The organism is Gillisella terrae (assembly GCF_004801395.1).
Classification (GTDB): Bacteria; Pseudomonadota; Alphaproteobacteria; order Rhizobiales; family Rhizobiaceae; genus Allorhizobium; species Allorhizobium terrae.
This window is the reverse complement of the sequence record NZ_SSOA01000001.1, coordinates 541,962-563,551: the sequence shown is the minus strand read 5'-3', so window position 1 is coordinate 563,551 and position 21,590 is coordinate 541,962. Positions and strand designations below refer to the sequence as shown.

14 protein-coding genes and 1 tRNA gene are annotated in these 21,590 nt (G+C 51.3%); 2 read left to right on the top strand and 13 right to left on the bottom strand.

Going from position 1 to position 21,590, the window contains the following annotated elements; all coding sequences use genetic code 11:
* Positions 1-21 precede the first annotated feature (21 nt).
* Both argS and E6C51_RS02610 read right to left on the bottom strand, forming a co-directional pair.
* Complete coding sequence (gene argS, locus E6C51_RS02615) at positions 22-1,779, bottom strand: arginine--tRNA ligase (RefSeq protein WP_190234924.1); 1,758 nt, start codon at positions 1,777-1,779, stop codon at positions 22-24.
* 63 nt (positions 1,780-1,842) lie between these two features.
* Entirely contained in the window at positions 1,843-3,060 is a 1,218-nt protein-coding gene (locus E6C51_RS02610) for a deoxyguanosinetriphosphate triphosphohydrolase (RefSeq protein ID WP_146930856.1), read from the bottom strand.
* Positions 3,061-3,264: 204 nt separating this feature from the next.
* On the opposite strand from E6C51_RS02610, the gene erpA reads away from it, so the two are divergent.
* Positions 3,265-3,597: an iron-sulfur cluster insertion protein ErpA gene (gene erpA, locus E6C51_RS02605; protein ID WP_146930859.1), complete on the top strand. Its 333-nt coding sequence runs from the start codon at positions 3,265-3,267 to the stop codon at positions 3,595-3,597.
* Positions 3,598-3,641: 44 nt separating this feature from the next.
* Here erpA and E6C51_RS02600 read toward each other — a convergent pair whose 3' ends face one another.
* Complete coding sequence (locus tag E6C51_RS02600) at positions 3,642-5,138, bottom strand: nucleobase:cation symporter-2 family protein (protein ID WP_190234923.1); 1,497 nt, start codon at positions 5,136-5,138, stop codon at positions 3,642-3,644.
* 178 nt (positions 5,139-5,316) lie between these two features.
* On the opposite strand from E6C51_RS02600, the gene xth reads away from it, so the two are divergent.
* On the top strand, positions 5,317-6,114 hold the full coding sequence (gene xth / locus E6C51_RS02595) for an exodeoxyribonuclease III (protein ID WP_146930865.1): 798 nt from the start codon (positions 5,317-5,319) through the stop codon (positions 6,112-6,114).
* Positions 6,115-6,125: 11 nt separating this feature from the next.
* On the opposite strand, the gene exoR is transcribed toward xth, so the two are convergent.
* The 10 genes from exoR to E6C51_RS02545 all read right to left on the bottom strand — a co-directional run bounded on the left by exoR (position 6,126) and on the right by E6C51_RS02545 (position 21,579).
* A complete protein-coding gene (exoR, locus tag E6C51_RS02590; protein ID WP_190234922.1) occupies positions 6,126-6,902 on the bottom strand; it encodes an exopolysaccharide production regulator ExoR in 777 nt (258 codons plus the stop codon).
* Positions 6,903-7,496: 594 nt separating this feature from the next.
* On the bottom strand, positions 7,497-8,729 hold the full coding sequence (locus E6C51_RS02585) for an OmpP1/FadL family transporter (RefSeq protein ID WP_146930871.1): 1,233 nt from the start codon (positions 8,727-8,729) through the stop codon (positions 7,497-7,499).
* Between the two features lie 564 nt (positions 8,730-9,293).
* Positions 9,294-12,137 carry a valine--tRNA ligase gene (locus E6C51_RS02580; RefSeq protein ID WP_190234921.1) on the bottom strand — a complete coding sequence of 948 codons (2,844 nt, stop codon included), beginning with the start codon at positions 12,135-12,137 and terminating at the stop codon, positions 9,294-9,296.
* A 125-nt stretch (positions 12,138-12,262) separates the two neighbouring features.
* Positions 12,263-13,039 (bottom strand): PopZ family protein, encoded by a 777-nt coding sequence (locus tag E6C51_RS02575; RefSeq protein WP_190234920.1) that lies wholly within the window; start codon positions 13,037-13,039, stop codon positions 12,263-12,265.
* A gap of 150 nt (positions 13,040-13,189) precedes the next feature.
* On the bottom strand, positions 13,190-13,843 hold the full coding sequence (locus E6C51_RS02570; protein ID WP_146930880.1) for a protein-L-isoaspartate O-methyltransferase family protein: 654 nt from the start codon (positions 13,841-13,843) through the stop codon (positions 13,190-13,192).
* Positions 13,844-14,205: 362 nt separating this feature from the next.
* Positions 14,206-16,530 (bottom strand): methyl-accepting chemotaxis protein, encoded by a 2,325-nt coding sequence (locus E6C51_RS02565; protein ID WP_210234983.1) that lies wholly within the window; start codon positions 16,528-16,530, stop codon positions 14,206-14,208.
* Positions 16,531-17,344: 814 nt separating this feature from the next.
* Positions 17,345-17,418, bottom strand: a tRNA-Cys gene (locus tag E6C51_RS02560).
* Positions 17,419-17,659: 241 nt separating this feature from the next.
* Positions 17,660-20,659: a glycoside hydrolase family 99-like domain-containing protein gene (locus E6C51_RS02555; protein ID WP_190234919.1), complete on the bottom strand. Its 3,000-nt coding sequence runs from the start codon at positions 20,657-20,659 to the stop codon at positions 17,660-17,662.
* 272 nt (positions 20,660-20,931) lie between these two features.
* The gene (locus tag E6C51_RS02550) at positions 20,932-21,174 is read right to left on the bottom strand and encodes a hypothetical protein (RefSeq protein WP_146930888.1); all 243 of its coding nucleotides are present in this window, start codon (positions 21,172-21,174) and stop codon (positions 20,932-20,934) included.
* An 18-nt stretch (positions 21,175-21,192) separates the two neighbouring features.
* The gene (locus E6C51_RS02545) at positions 21,193-21,579 is read right to left on the bottom strand and encodes a diacylglycerol kinase (protein ID WP_146930891.1); all 387 of its coding nucleotides are present in this window, start codon (positions 21,577-21,579) and stop codon (positions 21,193-21,195) included.
* Positions 21,580-21,590 lie beyond the last annotated feature (11 nt).

The following is a 21,590-nucleotide window of genomic DNA, read 5'->3' as shown; positions in this document are numbered from 1 at the left end:
TGTGGGTTATTGGTGTCAAGACTATCGCATTTCCGAAGGAGCATCTGTGCCGGTAATACCGAGACCAGACTTCAATACAGCAGCGACAGCATGCACCAGCCCAAGTCTGGCAAGGGTCGATTGTCTATTTTTATCGTTAACAAATCGTAATTCCGGACGATCCTTACCTTTATTCCAATGCGCATGGAAAGAACTGGCAAGATCATACAGGTAAAATGCGATGCGATGCGGTTCCATGGACAGGGCCGCAGATTCAACGATTCGCGGATATTCCGCAAGCTTGGCGATCAACTGCATTTCTGCCGGATCAGTGATCTCAGCCACTGATTCTGCAAGGGTTTTCGCCGACAAATCCATCTCGCCAAACGCTTCAAAAGCCTGACGGAAAATGGACATGCAACGGGCATGAGCATACTGCACGTAAAACACCGGATTGTCCTTGGACTGTTCGGTAACTTTGGCAAAATCAAAGTCCAATGTTTCGCTGCTTTTACGATACAACATCATAAAACGCACCGAATCACGTCCAACTTCTTCCACCACATCACGAAGCGTCACGAAGTCACCGGAGCGTTTGGACATCTTCACCGGTTCGCCATCGCGCAGCAGTTTCACCATTTGGCACAGCAATACTGTCAGCTTGGCCTTGCCATCCGATACCGCGCGCGCAACCGCCTCTAACCGCTTCACGTAGCCGCCGTGGTCAGCGCCCAGCACATAGATCATCTGGTCAAAACCGCGATCATACTTGTCTTTGAAATAAGCAACGTCAGCGGCAAAATAGGTGTAGCTGCCATCCGATTTGATCAACGGACGGTCCATGTCGTCGCCCACCTCAGTGGAGCGGAACAGGGTCTGTTCGCGGTCTTCCCAATCCTCCGGCAACTGCCCCTTTGGTGGCGGCAGCGTGCCACGATAGACATGCCCCTTGAAGGTCAGATCATTGATGGCAGTGCGAATGGGCGTCGCACCATTTTCATGCAATTTGCGCTCGGAGTAAAACAGATCATGGTGCACATTCAGGGCGGCCAGATCATCGCGGATCATCGCCATCATCGCATCGATGGCGCGATCCTTGACAATCGCCATCCACTGCTCTTCCGGCATATTGTGCAGACGCACACCAAATTCCTTGGCCAGCGCCTCACCGACCGGAATGAGATAATCGCCCGGATAAAGACCTGCGGGAATTTCGCCCACACTCTCGCCCAGCGCTTCGCGATAACGAATAAAGGCGGAGCGCGCCAGCACATCAATCTGCGAACCGGCATCATTGATGTAATATTCCTTGGTAACGTCAAAGCCCGCAAACGACAGCAGATTGGCCAGCGCATCGCCCACCACAGCACCGCGGCAATGGCCAACATGCATCGGCCCAGTCGGGTTGGCGGAAACATATTCTACGTTGACCTTACGGCCCCCGCCCACCTGTGAGCGGCCATAGGCCTCGCTCTCGGTAATCACCGAGGCCAGCAGGCGTTGCCAGTATGCAACAGACAGACGAATATTCAAGAAACCTGGCCCGGCAACGGAAACCTCAGCGATATCGGCATCTTCTTTGAGCTTTTCACCCAGAAGATCGGCAAGCGCGCGCGGATTTGTGCCCAGCGGCTTGGCCAGCACCATGGCGGCATTGGTTGCGGCATCGCCGTGGCTTGCATCGCGCGGCGGCTCGACAACGATTCTGTCGAATGACAGCTCGCTTCGCTTTTCCTTTACAATATCAAGGCTTTCGAGAGCGGTTTTGATTCGATTTTCGAAATCGGCGAAGAGGTTCATGACGATCAATCCAGACAAATGCAAACAGACGACGCTTGAGGCGGCGGCACTTTCGCCCGCTGCCTAACGCAAATCGGGTGTGTGGTCAAACAGCTGACGGTGAACGCGCACAGCATAAGTATCCGTCATACCAGCCAGAAAATCGCCGACATGGCGGGCTTTGGCAGGAATTTCCAGCCCTGCGGTATGCTCAACCCAATAGTCACTGCGCATCAGGGTCGGGTCTGCCATATAGGCATTGAACAGGTCGGTCACGATCTGTGCCGCACCTGCCCGGATGCGCATGATGTCTGGATGGCGATAGATTTTCGAAAACAGCATTTTCTTGATCTGCCGATCCGTCTCCGCCATGGCATCGGAAAAGGTGATGATGGTTTCGCCAGCCTTGCGAATATCATCGGCCGACATGGGCTTGATACGGCTGAGGCGGCTTTGGGCCACTGCAATCACATCTTCCACCATCCGGGTGATCTGGCGGCGCATGATTTCATGGGTAAAGCGCTCAGCCTCCAGATTGGGATAGCGGTCGCGCACTTCCTGCATCAAACCTGCCAGAAACGGCACCTCTTCCAGCATATCAAAGGTCAGAAAACCGGAACGCAGCCCGTCATCAATATCATGGGTGTTATAGGCAATATCATCGGCAACCGCCGCCGCTTGCGCCTCCAGGCTGGCATAGCTGGCGATATCTAGATCCTGGAGCTGGCAATATTCCACAATCGGCAAAGGAACAGGGCCTTTAATGCCTTCGCCATTGGCGTTTGTCAGTGGGCCATTGTGCTTGACCAAGCCTTCCAGCGTTTCCCACGTCAGGTTCAACCCGTCAAATTCGGCGTAGCGACGCTCCAGCTTGGTGACAATTCTAAGCGATTGCGCGTTATGATCAAATCCGCCGTACGGCAGCAGCAGCTCATGCAGCGCGTCTTCGCCGGTGTGGCCAAAAGGGGTGTGGCCAAAATCATGCACCAGCGCCACGCCCTCGGCCAAATCCTCATCGATGTGAAAGGCGCGCGCCAGCGCCCGGGCAATTTGTGCCACTTCAATGGTGTGGGTCAGGCGGGTACGATAATGGTCGCCATCAGGCCCAATAAACACCTGCGTTTTGTGCTTGAGGCGACGAAACGCTGTGGTGTGAACGATACGGTCGCGATCGCGCTGAAAATCAGACCGTGTCAGGCTGTTGGTTTCAGGATAGAGCCTGCCGCGCGAGGTCCATGGATCGGCGGCAAAAACCGCCCGCTCGCCAAAGCCAAATCCCAATGCATTTTTATCAATCGTCATGCCTGCTATACCCGCCCCGCTCTGCCACCATTGACGCGCACGTCTCGACTTCATACCTATAGGAAATGCCAGCACAAGGCACGGCCTTGCCTCTCACCATGCCGTGTTTTGAATGCATTTTTGTATCAAACCTTCGGATTTCAGATTAAACTGAAATCGAAACCACCGAATTTCTACGGGCCTTGAACCCGTCAGGAGGCGACTATGACGAATCAGACTGTGACCGTTTCCGAGGCTGCGGCCCGGCGCATTGCCAAAATCGTGGCGTCCGAGGCCGATAAAAAGGCGCTCCGCGTGTCCGTCGAGGGCGGCGGCTGTTCCGGCTTTTCCTATAAGTTTGATCTCGATAAGGATGCTCAAGAAGGCGATCTGGTGATTGAGCGTGATGGTGCCACCCTTTTGATCGATGAAATGTCACTGGTCTATATGGCAGGCTCCGAGATTGATTTTGTCGACAATCTGCTGGGCCAGTCTTTCCAGATCAACAATCCCAACGCGGTCGCCAGTTGCGGCTGCGGCACCAGCTTTGCGGTTTGACGCCTTTGATGCGCCGCCGGTTTGCACCGGCGGCTTTCTCCTTGTTAGTGGGCATCGGCCAATTTGGCCGCTTTCGTCACATTTTCCACGGATGCTTCCCCCACGCCGTTGAAAAAGGCATTGAGAACAACCGCCGCGAATGACGCCAGCAAAATGCCGGAATCAATCAGGGTGTGCACTTCATGGGGCATCCATTGTTTGAAATTCGGCGCAATCAGGGGGATCATCCCAAAACCCAAGGAAATGGCAACAACGAAGAGATTGTTGCGGCTTTGCTTGAAATCGACATTGGCGAGAATGCGAATGCCGGTTGCAGCCACCATGCCAAACATCACCAGCCCCGCCCCACCCAGAACCACGGTCGGCAAAGCCTCCACCAAAGCGGCCATTTTTGGTAAAAAGCCAAGGACAACAAGAATAAGGCCGCCCGCCACACACACGAAGCGCGAGCGCACGCCGGTTACCCCAACCAGCCCGACATTTTGCGAAAAACTGGTATAGGGAAATGTGTTAAAAATCCCGCCAATCAGCGTACCAACCCCATCGGTTCGCAGCCCTGCCGCCAGCATTGGTCGCGTTATGGTTTTGCCCGTCAATTCGCCCAGAGCCAGAAACATCCCGGTGGATTCAATCATCACCACAATCATCACCACCGACATGGTGACAATGGCGATCGGATCGAAAATCGGAAAACCGAAGTGGAAAGGCATGATCGGGGCAAACCACGCCGCATTGGCCACCTTATCAAAATGCATCATGCCCAACAGTGCGGTTAAAATACCGCCGATGACAATGCCCATCAGCACAGCGATATTGGCAACAAAGCCTTTGCCAAAGCGTGCGATGAGCAAAATCGACACAAGCACCACGGCTGAAATCGCAACACCACTCAATGGCGCATAAGCCGGGTTGGCGACCGTCGGCGCAAATGCCAGCTTTGCAGGCATTTCCGGAATAGCCACGCCGCTGGCCGCCAGCGCCTTCACATCGGCCAACCACTTCACTGCCGCGGGATCAACAATGCTGGGCGCGGTGGGACCGAAAGGATTGCCAAAAATCCAGTTGATGCCAATGCGCATCAATGTCACGCCAATCACCAAAATGATCGTGCCTGTCACCACCGGCGGAAAAAAGCGTAACAACCGGCTGACCAAAGGCGCGATCAACAACGAGACCAGCCCTGCTCCGATGATGGAGCCGAAAATCAAACGTGCCCCTTCCACACCCGGCAGGCTGGATGCCATGGCGAGCATGGGGCCAACGGATGCAAAGGTGACGCCCATCATCACCGGCAGCTTGATGCCAAACCACTGGGTCACTCCGAAAGATTGGATCAATGTCACCAAGCCGCAAGCAAACAGATCAGCCGAGATCAGAAACGCGACATCCTCGGGCGGCAGCTTGAGCGCGCGTCCGATAATCAACGGCACTGCCACCGCCCCGGCATACATCACCAGAACATGTTGAATACCCAGAACCGCCAATCGCGGCATAGGCAGGACTTCATCCACAGGCTCTGTCTTTTCTACTATGTCAGACATTATGTTCCCCATTTTTATCTAGAATACGCCCGCTCCTCCCAAACGTCGCATCACAACCAAAACAGAATGCCGCAACAGTGAAAATTTGCAAAATCTTAAATATGTTTTTCAGTAAATCGCAGTGGTAAACTGTCGCAATTGCGCTAAAAAGACCGTTGAACGATGACGGAGAATTCTGATGAAAATTGCGACCTGGAACATCAACGGTGTGAAAGCGCGCATTTCAGAGCTATGCCAATGGCTGGAAAGCTCGTCTCCTGACATTGCCTGCTTGCAGGAAATCAAATCCGTTGATGAAGGCTTTCCGCGCGCAGAGATTGAAGCGCTTGGCTATCACGTGGAAACCCACGGTCAAAAGGGTTTCAACGGCGTGGCACTGCTGTCCAAAATCAAGCCTGATGAGATCAACCGTGGCCTTCCCGGCGACGATTCTGACGAGCAGGCGCGTTTTATCGAAGGCGTGTTCTCGGTCAAAGACGGCGTTTTGCGCGTTTGCTCGCTTTATCTGCCAAACGGCAATCCATCCGATGATCCGGTAAAATACCCCTATAAACTGGCGTGGATGGCCCGGCTGCAAAAATTTGCAGAATCACGTCTGGCTTTGGAAGAGCCGCTGATTCTGGCTGGCGACTACAATGTGATTCCCGAGCCGCATGATTGCTATGATCCCGCCGTTTGGGCCACCGATGCTTTGTTCCTGCCCAAAACAAGGGCCGCGTTTCGAAATTTGGAAAATCTGGGCCTGACAGAAGCCGTGCGTGCCACAACAGATGCGCAAAAACATTATTCTTTCTGGGATTATCAGGCCGGTGCCTGGCAGAAAAACAACGGCATCCGCATTGATCACCTGCTGCTATCACCAGAAGCGGCAGACAAGCTGATTTCAACAGATATCGAAAAGCATGTGCGTGGAGCGGAAAAACCATCCGACCATGTTCCGGTGATCGGTCATTTTAACTTCAGCCTCGCAAGCTGAAATCTCAACCCTTAAGGCTGCTGCTGCACCTGTGGCACCAGAGCGACGGCCACCCGGCGCTCTTTTTCGTCGGCCAGAGAAAATGCCTTTTCCTGCATATCCTCAATCCACTTGCAGTCCTTCGGCGCGCATTTGTCCATGGCCGCAGTCATGAAGGCAAGGCCACGTGCGGTTTGGCCTTCATCAAAGATCACATGTCCAAACAACGCCATGGCACCGGGGTGGCCATTTTTACGGGCTACATTGAGCCATTTCTTGGCCTGCTGCACATTGCGTCTGCCGCCCTCGCCCGACAGCATCATCTTGGCGAGATCAAACTGCGCGTCGGGATAGCCGAATGCAGATGCGGCCTGAAAATATAGCTGGCGTGCCTGAACGAGATCGGCTTTTACCGGGCTGCCGGGAATGCCGGTGCGATAATAGCCTGCAAGCGAAACCAGCGCGTTGACAAAGTAAACCGTATCTTCCGAACCCGGCTCGACGCCCTGATTGGCAATTTCAGAATAGATTTTGAAAGCCTCGTAGTCGTTTTTGACCACGCCATCGCCATCAGCATACATGTTGGCCAAAGCCCAACGCGAACCCGTGTGGCCTTTTTCAGCCGCATAGCGATAGGCTTCGACGGCATCCTGAGTCTGGCCATTTTTCTGGGCATTAAAACCAAATTTAAAAAGATCGAATGGACCGGATTCCTTGGAAACCCCCGCCTTGATATCGAAGGCATGGCAAGATTGTGCGGCAATCAAATTGACGACGGCCAACGACAGTACAACGATGGCTGAAGACATCCAGCCATTTCCCATTCCAGCTCTGTACAGCTTTAATGTATCCACGATTACAGGCCCATATCCACGTGTGCAAAGATGCCATGGTGGCAACGATCAACTTTGACCGAAGGAAGATAACGATAAGCGTCCAACCGAAGTGATTTCTGGTAAACAACTTTACGCATCAGTTCCATTTCTCCCACCCTAGACTGCATTTCGGGCAACACTGCGACCTAAAACAACATCTGATTAAATGCAGCATCCAGGCGAGAAAACACAAGTCCAAAATGTGCCAAACCCACCTAAAAACCTGCAATCTACCAGGATGCTCTTTCAAAGGTCCACCTTTGCCTTGTAGTTGTGCTGCGCTCCATTTGTGGCGGGAAATAGACATTTTTGACCGCCCAAGGCCAATGGAACGAGGATATATTCGATGTTGCAAAATCGACACAGAGTAGCACAACAGACACAGATGAATTTGAAAGCCAGACGATAACCCACACAGGTCATAGTCGGTCCTCTTTAAAAGAACTCATAAAAATTAGAGTAAAAAATATCTCAAATACAAAAAAGCGCAGCGAAAAATCCGCTGCGCTTTTTTGTTCGAAGAGAAGCTTAGAATTTGACCTTGAGATTGGCAGATACGGCACTCAAAAAGTCATTGCCAAAGCTGTAGCTTGCGTCTGTGCCATAAGCTTCATTGTTGATGGTCACAGGGCCAGACTTGCCGCTGGTCATCACGCCCATCAAACCTGCAAGCCTCAACTCGACATTTTTGGTCGGTGCGTAAGCAACAGCTGCGCCCACTGCCCAGGTGTCGGTCTGAGTGCCGTAGCCTTGCGATGTGCCACGATCCCATGACAGGCTACCTGCAACACTCCATTGATCATTAAACTTGTGACCAATACCGCCATTCAGGGTCACGCCGTCGCGGTAGCCGAGGTCCAGCGAAGTCGCAAAGGTTTTCGTGGTGGTGTAATATAGATTGACTTTTTGGAGCAGACTCCAGTTCGCCCATTTCACCGAACCAAATGCGAGCCAATCGGGCGCGATACCGCTCTGCACCTTCAGTTCAAGCACATCAGGCATGGCCTGAGAGCCATAAACGTCGAAGGTACGACCGTTGACCTGACTAAGATCCAGCTTACCGCCAATATTATCCAGCTTCACCTGGCTGTTATAAACCAGGCTTGCGCGGAAAGCGTATTCTGGAATTTCGTAGGCAAGGCCGGCGCGCCAGCCCCAGCCATCGCCCTCAAGCTGCAGATGACCTATACCATTTCCCGGAACCCTGACACCCGCGAGAGCACCAGCAATCGGAGACAAAACCAGCCGATCCTTGAAACCGCTGACTTCCTGATAGAAAGCACCACCGATTACGCGCAACTGGCCCGGACCGGCATCAAAACGGTAGGAACACGTTGCAGCATAATTGTCGCTGTTGATTTTGGTTTCAATATTTTCGTTGGCACCTGCCCAATTGGCACCGGGCTTTGTGTGAGCACCCCAAGGCTGGGAATAATCGACCATACAATCAAAGCCGCTTCCCAGCGCTGCTTTAATACCAAAGCGTGAATTAGCGTAAGCTTCTGAGTCATCCGCAGTGCTTGTGCCGCCGCCGATACCATTGGAACCCAAACCATTGCTGCGATTGATGTCTTTGACATCCTTCAGCTTACGGTTCGGCATGACATAAACTGTATTGCCTTCTGCTGTCACCGTTGAAGGATCGAACAGCAGATCAATGTAATATCCACCCCGTTCAAGTCCGCCCGCAAATGCTGTCGTCTGCCACAGTCCCGCCGCAATAACAGCCAAAAGCCCCGCCGAAAATGTCTTGGTTACCATGTGTCACTCCACCCACTCTTCATTTAAGTCACACCCTAACCTATTCAAAGTAAATGACAACTTTACTGTATTTGATTGCGGTGCAGCATAACCTTCAGGTTTTTACGTAGGAATTTCTAAGTGCCATAAAGTTGACATTTTATAAAGAATATTTTTTTACAGAGCTTGGATTTAAGTCAAAATTTAGAAAAATATTTCCAAGAGCAAATAATGCGTTGTAAAGATGCCACAGATTTAACATTATGGCCTGCTGGAAAAATACGCAACACATAATGCATCGCAACATCGCTATGCAATTAAAAGATGCGAACACTTATAAAATCAGGAGTCTCGCGATTCGCTCATAGAACATGTCGCGTTTTATTCTCCTCAATAAACGAGAACGTCCATGCGAAAAAAGAAAGCGCTAAGACCGGTCGAAGTAGCTCCCATTCAACGCAACAGGCTTTACAGAGCCTCTCACCATATATGGCGCGCAAATGGCCCTGTAACATTTTGAATCTGCTGCATAAAAAAGCCCGGAGCACGAATGCTCCGGGCTATTTCTAAAAGATTCGGATCCGATCAGACGGCGTCATTGATCCGCTGAAGCGCAACAGCCAGAACCGCACGCTGCCCCTCAAGCTCAGCCAGACGCTGACGCTCTGTGGCAACAATTTCAGGATCGGCATTGGCAACAAAACGTTCATTGCCAAGCTTTTTCTGGGTCTTGTCGATATCCACATCGGTCTTGCCAATCGCCTTTTCAATCCGCGCCCGCTCGGCCGCAACATCAATCAAGCTTCCCAGTGGCAGGCAGGCGGTGGCTTCGCCAACGATAACCTGTGCGGCACCCTTTGGCGCTTCCTGGGCAAGGCTAATCTCACCAACGCGCGCCAAGCGCTTGATAGACGCCTCGTGACGCTTGATGCGCTCTTGCGTCACCACATTGGCACCGACCACAACCAAAGGCGCAATGGCGCTTGGTGGCACGTTCATTTCCGCACGGGCAGAGCGAATGCCCGTGACCAGATCCACCAGCCAGTTGATATCGGTTGCCGCCAGCTCATCAATAAAGTCCTGAGCGGGCCAATCCGCATGGCAGAGCAGCGTCTCGCGTGAAAGCCCCTCGCCTGCTGTGTGCGCCCACAGCTCTTCCGTCATGAATGGCATGAACGGATGCAACAGCTTATAGGTTTCTTCCAGCACATAAGCGGCGCAAGCCTGCGCTTCTATCTTCGCCATCTCGTCTTCGCCAGAAAACACTGGCTTCAGCAATTCGAGATACCAATCGCAGAAATTATTCCACACGAAGCGATAGAGTGCTGTCGCCGCATCATTGAAGCGATGGTTTTCGATCGATTCTGTGACCTCGCGCTGTGCACGGGTCAGCTCGGTCAAAATCCAGCGATTGATGGCAAGCGTCGTTGCCTCCGGGATAAAGCCCGGATCGCTCTTAACACCGTTCATCTCGGCAAAGCGCGTGGCATTCCACAGCTTGGTGCCAAAGTTGCGATAGCCCGCAACACGCGCCGTATCCAGCTTCACATCGCGACCCTGTGCGGCCATAATGGTCAGGGTGAAGCGCAGCGCATCGGCACCATATTCATCAATCAGCTCCAGCGGATTGATAACATTGCCCTTGGACTTGGACATTTTCTGCCCATTCTTGTCGCGCACCAGCGCGTGCACATAAACGGTGCTGAAGGGCTCAACCGGATTGCCATCCTCGTCCTTCATGAAATGCAGGCCCATCATCATCATCCGGGCAACCCAGAAGAAGATAATGTCAAAGCCCGTCACCAGAACGTTTGTTGGATAATAACGCGCCAGTTCCGGTGTCTTGTCCGGCCAACCCAGCGTCGAGAAGGGCCACAGAGCCGACGAGAACCACGTGTCCAGCACATCTTCATCGCGGGTCAAAATCTCGCCGGGCTGAAAGTTTTCCAGCTTTTCCTGCACCCAGGCCTTCCATGGGCCTTCGTGAGCGAGATAATGCTGAACAGCCGCATCCAGCGCCTCTTCCTCAGACTTCTCAACGAAAACCTGACCATCCGGGCCATACCATGCCGGAATCTGATGACCCCACCACAATTGGCGCGACACACACCATGGCTGGATGTTTTCCATCCACTCATAGTAGGTCTTTTCCCAATTCTTGGGCACGAAATTGGTGCGGCCTTCGCGCACGCTGGCTATCGCGGGCTCGGCAAGCGTCTTGGCATCCACATACCATTGTTCGGTCAAACGCGGCTCAATCGGCACGCCACCGCGGTCGCCATGAGGCACCATGTGCTTGTGCGGCTCGATCTTGTCCAGCAGGCCTTCGGCTTCGAGGATTTCAACAATCTTCTTGCGGGCAAACGCGCGGTCCTGGCCTTCCAGCTCGGCCCAAACCATCTGCTGTTCGCGGGTCGGTGTCAAACCTTCAAGGAAATCGTCATTGTCGACAATCGTCACCGTCGCATCAACATTCAGGATGTTGATCATGCGAAGACCAGCACGTTTGCCCACTTCAAAGTCGTTGAAGTCATGGGCAGGCGTCATCTTCACGGCACCGGTTCCGGCTGTCGGATCAGGATATTCATCAGCAACGATCGGAATTTTGCGGCCAACGATCGGCAAGATCACATGCTTGCCGATGATCGACTGATAGCGCTCATCGGATGGATGCACAGCAACACCGGTATCGCCCAGCAGGGTTTCGGGGCGGGTTGTGGCCACCACCAGATAGTCGCGGGTTTCCCACTCTGTCGCCTTGCCCTCTTCATCGAAAGAAATCGGGTGCTGATAGGTCACGCCCTCTTCCAGCGGATAGCGCAGGTGCCAGAGATTGCCGTTGACCTCATGCTGCTCGACTTCCAGATCGGAAATCGCCGTCAACAGCTTCGGATCCCAATTCACAAGGCGCTTGTCCTTATAGATCAGGCCCTGCTTGTAGAGCGTCACAAACACTTCCAAAACGGCCTTGGACAGACCCTCGTCCATGGTGAAGCGCTCACGCGACCAATCGCAAGACGCACCAAGCCGCTTGAGCTGATTGAAGATCAGACCGCCTGATTCTTCCTTCCACTCCCAAACCTTATCGATAAACGCATCGCGACCCATCTCACGACGGCCCGGCAACTGCTTTTCCATCAACTGGCGCTCAACCACCATTTGGGTGGCAATGCCCGCATGGTCCATGCCCGGCTGCCACAGCACGTCCTTGCCGCGCATACGTTCAAACCGCACCATGATGTCCTGCAAGGTGTTGTTGAGCGCATGGCCCATATGCAGAGAGCCTGTCACGTTTGGCGGCGGAATCACGATGGTGAAGGTTTCAGCGCCCGGTTTGGCGTTCGCGCCAGCGCGGAAAGCATCCGCCTCTTCCCAGGATTTGGCAATTTTAGGTTCGACCGATGCGGAATCGTAGGTCTTATCGAGCATGTTCTGACCAGACTTTGATACTTTGAAAGAGATAGGTTTGTGTAAAGCGGAGCCGTGAGGCTGAGTCAATAATAAAGCCGCCCCGTTGTCGAGGCGGCTTGACCATAATACCGCTTAAAGGTGATTTAGCGGCGAGGACCGCGCGCAATGCGCTCAATCTCTTCGCGCACCAGACGCTCAACCAGTGTGGGTAAATTATCGTCCAACCAGTCTTGCAACATGGGCCGCAGCATGTCTTGCGCAATTTCATCCAAGGAGCGGCGCTGTTGACCATCAACAGCCGCCGCCAACTCTTCAAAAGAGCGGGCAACCTCTGCACCGGCTTGGCTGGACAACAAACCGCGAGGCTCATCTTGAGGGATATCCTCAGGCTCTTCCATCACGGAAGAGCGCGGATGCTCCATGGCGTCCATTTGACGTCGGTTTTCTTCCAGCGAGTCCAGATGATGAATATCGGCGATCCGCGCCTTCTGCAAAGGTCTGTCCTGATGAGCGCTAAAACGGTCAGCCGGATATTGAGGCGCAACCGAGGCCGGCACCTCCTCAAGCACAGAGGGCTCTGCACCCGCGGTTTCAACCCGCTCAGTTGTTGCACGCACACGCGCGGCGAGATCAGCCAGCGAAACGGTTTTTGCCGGTCCGCCTGCGGGCTCACGATCACTCAAGCGCGTAACACTGGAAGAACCAGATTGATTGGCAGGCGTCGGAAGATCCATAGAGGTCGCAGCGGAGCCGAAACTATCGTTTCCACTGCCCACATCCACTTGGTCCAAATCGCTCTCATAACCGTAAGAAGCGTCATAGGAATTGGCAGCAACGGGTTCGTTGCTTTCAATAATACGACGGATAGATGCAAGAATCTCTTCCATCGACGGTTCACGCGATACATTCGGCTGGGCCATGAAACTCCCCGTTGGCGTTTTACCTCATCGGCTTATGCCATCTGATTCGTTTCACCTTAGGATAAGCCAGTGCAGGAAGAAATTGCATAAAAAAACGAAAGACCCACAATGCACAGCTTTGTGGGTCTGCTCAAAAAACCAAACGACTGCTTAGAAAACGAATTCACGCGCTTTCTGAAAGCCTGGAAGCTGGCGAATGGACGCATTGAAGAACGAGGTTGCCGAAATGGTGCCAGCGGCCTTCACGAACAGCGTTGCGCGTGCCGAAAGGCCCTGCCCGACAACGGTCACCAGACGACCACCTTCACGCAATTGGCCAAACAGCGCAGCAGGAACCTCTTCCACGGCACCATTGATGAAAATCAGATCATAAGGGGCTTCAGCCGCCCAACCGGCTTCCAAAGCGCCAGCCACCACCGTGACATTTTGCGCATCAGCACCGGCCAGCAAAGTCTTGGCTTTTGCGACCATATCCTGATCACTTTCGAGTGCAACCACGGCACCGGCAAGCCGACCGAGCAAGGCCGAGACATAACCAGTGCCCGCACCAACTTCCAAAACCAGATCATCGGCGCTGATGGCTGCGAGCTGCAACAGCTTGGCCAATGGCGACGGATCCATCAGATAGCGACCGGGCGCTATTTGCAGGTCTTCGTCAATATAGGCCAGAGGCTTCAAATGGTCCGGCACGAAAGCTTCGCGCGGCACCGACAGAAAAGCCGACAGAATAGAATGGGAAGTTACATCCGTCGTGCGAATCTGGCCATCCACCATCTTTGCGCGCGCTGCTTCGAAATCGATCATAGTCTTTGCCCATCTCACACTGGGTTAAATTTCTATCCGTGTTTAATCGGCCAGAAGCCAGCTTTCAAGCCGTGACGTTGTGTGCGGTGCAGAATCTCTCAGAATGCACAAAAGACAAGCATCAAAGCGGGCCATTTGCAAGGCTCTCTCCAACAGGGAGTTTGATCTGACCAAGGCTTCGCCTCAGTCCCATAGCCGCTGCTGTTTCGAGGCGGTCGCAAATTTTGCTGCACGGGGCTGTAGCGGTGGTGACGCAGATGCTCTCTCGGAAGTTGATCTATAGCATCTTCACGACACTATAGATCCATCAACACTTTAGAGAACCAACTTACACCCGCATTCGGCCATGGTGCGCCAAATGGTTATGCTCCTTCTTGAAACTCTAAATCCTCGGCGTCTGGGCCGCCCATGGACATATCGAGCACCCAGCCCTTCACGCGAGCCTGCTGGCTGGCAACGGAATGCCCCGCTTTGGACTTGGAGGCCATTGCCTGCGGTTTTGGTGGAGTATTGCTCACGGACCGGGTTCTGGCCACCGGAGTCCGCAAACCTTGATTTTTCGCGTCTCCGGCATTGTCAACTTTGAAGAAGGAAATTGAGGTCTGAAGTTCCTCTGCTTGCGCTGCAAGTTCTTCAGAGGTTGCCGACATTTCCTCCGATGCTCCAGCATTTTGCTGAATCACCTTGTCCAACTGCTGGATTGCCTCATTGATTTGTTCGGCACCAATATCCTGCTCGCGGCAAGCCGCCGAGATTTCAGATACCAATTCGGACGTTTTGCGAATATCCGGCACAAGACGCGCGAGCATCGCTCCTGCTTCAGTGGCAACCTGCACAGTCTGTCCGGAAAGGCCACTGATCTCTCCAGCGGCCGCCTGACTACGTTCGGCAAGTTTTCGTACTTCAGAGGCAACAACGGCAAACCCCTTGCCATGCTCTCCGGCACGGGCGGCTTCCACCGCCGCGTTCAGAGCCAGAAGGTCAGTCTGACGCGCGATTTCCTGCACGATCGAAATTTTTTCGGCAATCGTGCGCATTGCAGCCACAGCCCGGTTGACGGCTTCGCCAGACGCTTCTGCATCCTTCGATGATTGACGAGCGATCTTTTCGGTCTGGGAGGCGTTGTCCGCATTCTGCTTGATGTTGGCAGCCATCTCTTCCATCGATGCGGACGCCTCTTCGGCCGCGGATGCCTGTTCGGTCGCACCTTGCGAAAGCTGCTCGGCCCCGGAAGAAAGCTGCACGGAACCCGCTGAAACATTTTGACTTGCCTCAAGTGCGTCAGCCACAACACCACGAAGTCGTTGAACCATTGAGGCAAGAGAAAGGCCCAGCATATCCTTGTCGGAAAGCGGCGCTGGCTCAACGGTCAAGTCGCCGCTGGCGATCAGATCTGCAATGGATGCTGTGTTGCGCAAGTTTTCGATCATCGTGTTGATCGCATTCTTCATGCGCTCATGATCGCCTTCACATTCAATTTCGACACGCTGGGTAAGATCGCCAACGCTCACCTGGCGAAGAACGCGATTTCCCTCAGAAATCGGCAGGATGATTGCATCCAACATGCCGTTGATTCCAGAAACCAGCTTGGCAAAATCCCCAACAAAGCGATCAGCAGCACCCCGCTCAGAGAGCTTGCCAGCGGTCGATGCCACAATCAAACGCTGAAGTTCAGCGGTAATGGCTCGCAAATTTCCACGCAATGTCTCAACAGTCTGATTGATGAAGGCCTTTTTACCGGGGAATTGCTCAAGAGCCGCTTCGAAATTGCCCTCACCGAACTCTTTAATGCAGGCCATCGCCTTCTTCTTCACAGCAATATGGCTGCCAACCATATCGTTGACGCCCTTGGCCATGAGGGCAAAATCGCCCTTGAATTTCTCGACAGGCACGAAGACATCAATATCGCCCTTGTCGTGCTCAGCAGACATCCTGTTCATTTCCGAAATCAGGCCCCTGAGATTGCCGCGCAGGGTTTCGATTGTCTCATTGATGAAGGCCTTTTTGCCGGGGAATTGCTCAAGAGGTGCTTCGAAATTGCCCTCACCGAACTCTTTCACACAGGCCATCGCCTTCTTCTTCACAGCAATATGGCTGCCGACCATATCGTTGACGCCCTTGGCCATGAGGGCAAAATCGCCCTTGAACTTCTCGACAGGCACGAAGACATCAATATCGCCCTTGTCGTGCTCAGCAGACATCCTGTTCATTTCCGAGATCAGGCCCCTGAGATTGCCGCGCAGGGTTTCGATTGTCTCATTGATGAAGGCCTTTTTACCGGGGAATTGCTCAAGAAGTGCCTCAAAATTGCCCTCACCGAACTCTTTCACACAGGCCATCGCCTTCTTTTTCACAGCAATATGGCTGCCGACCATATCGTTGACGCCCTTGGCCATGAGGGCAAAATCGCCCCTGAAATCTTCCGCGCGGAGCGTGACATCAATGTCACCCTTGTCATGTTCGCCTGACATATGTGCAATCGCCGCCATGAATTTCTGCATCGGCGCTAGACTGGCTTCAAGCAATCCATTGACAGCAATCAGAATCTCTCGCGCTTCCCCCGTTGCCGCATCAAGATTGGCACGCTCGGAAAGATTTCCATCGCCGACACGGCTGGACACGCGCTGTATCTCGGCCACAGCCACATGAGATTTGGACGACTTTTTCATTTGCATGTAGAAAGACATTGTATTTCCCCTATCGGAAGCTTTCTTGGCCGTTACTGAAGCTCATTCGTTGTGATGCCGATGGCGACCGCCATGTGAAGAAGAATTTGCCAGACGTTTCCTGAAGCCGAAGCCGTTCATCAGAAGTCTCTCGAGTGGGTGCTGCCCCCTTAAGGAAACGGCAGATTCAGTTTTGATGAAAGCTATGGACAATACGCCGCCATCAAAGTTGAGAATGCACGCCTACATGCCTGACACGAGAGTCTGTCAGGTTCAAATTGAACCAGACAGACTCTAGATTCCCTTGTTTTCGTTTGTCTATTCGGGAAAACCGGATTCCACTTTTCCCTGACAAACTCTAATGCTCCTTGGAGCAGCGACTGCACTCAGTCTCCAATGTGATTTCCTGTTGCACCCTTCTCAGCAAACACCTCAACCCGACATCATTAATCTCAATTATAGGATGCAAATATTAAGCAGATACTAAGTAAATAAATTCTCATTTAGAAGATATTCAGGTAAGGTTTATAAATCGATTGTCATACGGGGAAAGGACTACTGCATCATTCCTTCAATCAGAATCGACTTAAGACGAAATTATGCAGCAGATTGAAAGTGTTACAGTGTCTTTGGCGGGTTTCATAAACGCAGGACACGGTAACGCGCGACCAAGGACCGTCCGAGGACGTGTCGCATAGACGTTATGAGTTTCAACGCGGACGATGAAACGCAACACGCCTTAAGCAAAGATGAAATTGAATAATTAAGAAACCAAGTTCCGAACCCGCAAATACCGATTTAACATCAATATCTTGCTGGGGGAGAAAGAAGGGAATGGAGGCCTCGCCCGGAATCGAACCGGGGTGCAAGGATTTGCAGTCCTCTGCGTAACCACTCCGCCACGAGGCCATTCCAATACTTAAAAGCGTGTGGTGACGGGCATTTAGAACGGATTGATCGCGAGCGCAAGAGGCATTTCCGAATAAATATCGCTTTTTATCCTGAAGAGGAGGCTTCCCCCAAAAATTCTTTGTTAGGAGGTCTGGCCCTTCGCGGAGATTGGAATTTCACCATTTACAGAAGGGGCAGGACTACGCTGCCCCTTCGGAAAACACATGCGTCAAACTCTATCTCATTACCAAAAGTAAAGTTAAATACCCTCTATTTTAAAACCTTGAGAGATACAAACTGAGCCGAACAACCTCTCGATTGCATGAGATATCGTTCCATCGGCGAGCCCCCTCTCAACGTCAAATCTGTTTTCACTGATCATAAGAAGCGGTGACAACGCCTGCGGCCTGAACCAAAACATTGAACCAGCAGGAAACTTTCCACGCCAATTTTCGAGTCCCAGCTCCTCAATTAAGAGAGGAGTATGATGGCCGTTCCAAAGCATGTTTTTATCATTATGATCAATAAGTGATGCAGATGGTGCCAACAAGCCAAGCTCATTAGTCGATATCATTTTATTCATACAATGCTCTGTTAACAAAGCACGAAGGGAATTTGTTCGGAGTTCATCTCCGTCAGTTCGATACGTAGATGCTTTACCATGGATTTTACAAATCGCCGAATAGCCTAAAGCTTCAATCTTACGAAATACGTGCAGAAACGGCCTTATATCCCGTCCTCTATTATCAACGAGTTCAATCACAGCATCTGATAAATCTCGTCTTACGATATCAGCCAAATGAATCGATGTCACGGTCACGTAAATATCAGGCGATAGATTGGATACTCTAGACACCGCCTCAAATAGGTCTTTCCAAGTTGATTCGTAGTGTAGATGTATGATTATGGCATATTTAGACTTAGCAACGCTTGGATAAATTGGCGTTTGATATGCCAACCCGAAGCTCTCATAATTTTCCATCACCGAACGCGTTGCTGCGAGATATCCGAACCCATGCTTTTGATCCGGCTCCAAATGAGTGCCCTCCGCCCATTCGTTCCAGGCATTAACGAACATAATTTTCTCCTCTGGTGAGAAAATATTATTTTTTGAAACTCGTTCAGCGTTGCTCGACAACCATTGACTATATCTAGTCAGCGAAAAATTGGAGAAAATAGTTGACTTTTTGCCTTTACGCGCAGTGTTGTCCCAAGACAACATGGTCGTAGGAAACACCTTGTATTCTTCAGCTTCAGCTTGAACCGCATTTAAAACAACTTGATCGTAATCGAAGATACTCCCGAAGAATTCAGGCTCCAATTTTTCTTTCTCATGCGCAATATCTGTCGACTGGACAGTGTGGGGTGGAAATTCCATCGCCGCATCAAACCCGAACTCACGCGGGTCTTTGTGTCCAAATGTTTGTGCACAGACAATATATAACCCGGGGAAACCGTATTCGATAGATTGACTACGCCAAAGTTTCAGAGTCTCGGCCATATCAGGAATAATATCGGCACGATAAATTATAAACAGCGGCTTTCCGTCTATCTTTATGTAGCGTGGACTTTCCAAAAAGGGTCGGAGATATTCAAGCATTGCTCGAGAATCATCTAACGAATGATCCTGAGCAATTAAAACGTCATGCTCAGCACCATCCCAACGTCTCGTCCAATTCTCATTTGCCCAGATCATGCAAAAGGGAATATCCACTCGATCATTATTCAGCATATTTTTAAGCGGAGTCTCCATCAAAACTTTGCCTGCAAACCAGTAAAAGTAACAGGCAAATCCAGATACACCATATGAGACAGCCAACCGAGCCTGCTCCTCCATAACCTCTTGCAACCGGAGATCATAATAGCCAAGATGAATTGGGCAATGTGGTTGGTGATGCCCTTCAAAAAGAGGTTTAGCCTTCCCCACATTCGTCCATTCTGTAAAGCCCTTGCCCCACCAAATGTCGTTCTCTTTGAACGGATGAAATTGCGGTAAATAAAAAGCGATTAGCTTCGGGGATGTATTTATGGATGGGTGAGCTTCATACGCAACGTAATCCTCTTTCACGGAGGAATATTGCACAGTCGGTATTGTGAGCGTCGGACTTACTGGCGTAACATCATCCTTTTGCGCTGAACAGTCTGTATCGTTCAGGTAGTCAGATGCGTTAAATTCTACAGGGAAATACTTCTTGGTTTTACCCTTGATTTTCCTAATAGAGTTCGACCAACGCCTAAGCGACCGTGTACGACGCCACCACTTGTCTGCAAGAACCCTGTTAGCATCGTTTACGATCGCCTCAAGTGCAGCTTCCCGTTGCCCCAACCTTTCGAGCAATTTTGCATGGCTCAATTCTAAGCTTTGCAGACTCGCTTCGATATTTTGCTTTTGCGCTGAAATTTCGGCCAATTTTTGATGTTGCTCATCGCATTGCACTTCGGAGCTTTGCGCTTGTGCGTTATTTTTTTCCTTTTCTTGCAATCGACGCAGTTCGTCAGACAAGCGGTTATATTCAACGAGCAATGCTTCGATTTTTTGAGGTTGAAGCTTGCTATCAGGCTCTTCATAGATAGAATGAAACGTATCAGGTAGCGATTGGTCAGACGCTAGAATTATATCGTACATCTGCCCAAACAGATCCGGAGTCGAACCTGCTCGAGTGTATGTTTTAAATTCCGATGATTGACCAGTACCAACGACAACTGACGCAGTCACGACCCGTTGACCGAAGTGCTTCACGTTCTGGAAATATCGTGACACAAGTGTATTAAAGTCACTTGTGTACAGCTCTCTTACGTGAAAAGGATTTTTGTATTTTGGTTGATCGGAATAAACGAGCTTATTTGGGCTTGATATCAAAAAAAGACCATCAGGCTTAAGAACACGCTTGATCTCACTTATCATCAACGCATGATCACTAAGATGTTCAATTGTTTCGAATGAAATGACAACATCAACCGATTTGGATTCGATTGGAATATTAGTAGCACTACCACATATAAAACTTAAAGTATCTCGAGCATATTTCTCGTTGGCGTGGTCGACTGCATCTTGAGATACATCTACTCCAATGACGTTTTTTGCGTGGCGCGCCAAAATTTCTGAACCGAAACCTTCGCCGCTTGCAATATCCAAAACATGCTTGTTTTTTACTAAATCTAAAGCGATTAAATAACGGTGATAGTGCTCGAATTCGATCGTTCCACTGAACTCCGGGAGAAAGCGCTCACCATCAGGCTTCAGACCATTTTTATTCATATCGACTCATCTCTCGTATTGAAGGGATATCTGTTGATTATTATGTTTATTAGGATGTAGTTTAACAGCTTACTTATTTTGTCAAGAAGAGTTGTCTATAGCAAAGCGTTGACAGGCTGAAAGTCGCGTTAAAATATGAGACATTTTCACGTTTCCAATTGAGCTAAATTACGATGGCAGCCTCAAGTATCCGCAGATGCGATGTATGCTCCTGTAACTAAACCATTATTTAGGTAATCTCTTTTAACCTCAAAAAAACGAAACCACCGCTCTTAGCGCCATTGCCTGCTGTCTGCTTCACTTTGGCAGCCCGCAGGAGGGAGCATGGTGCCGAAGGTTTTGTGTAGTTGGTCGCAGCCCCATTTGTTCAGCGGGCCGGGCAGACGGCTGTTGATGTCAATTCCGACTTCCTGATACGGTGTGTCCGTGTTGGTGACATAGGTGTACCAGCGAGATCCAAAGATCACCAAGGCCGTGATTGCCATCACAACGATAAGCCGTAGAATGCGCTTCATATTCTGTCCTAGTTTGAATTATGCAGTGGCGAAAAACACCACCCAACCAATATAAACAAGATTGGCGAACAAAAGGCAGGACACGGCGAATGAGCCAAGATCCTTGGCATTGCGTCCGACTTTTGAAAACTCGGGCGAAATCCGATCGACAATCTCTTCAATTGCGGTGTTCAACGCTTCGATAGCAAACAACGTCACCATCAGCAAAATCAGGCCCAGATAGTGCAATGGCGATGCGCCGCGAATGACGAACAAAGCCAGTGACGCCGCAAACAACAGAAGTTCGTGCCTGAAGGCCGCCTCACCCAGCAAGCGCCGAAAACCTTGAACCGAATAGCGAGTTGCCGCCCACAGGTGCGCAAACCCGGTTTGTTTCGAAAACGGTGCAGGCTTTTGTTCATTCATGCCTGCACCGC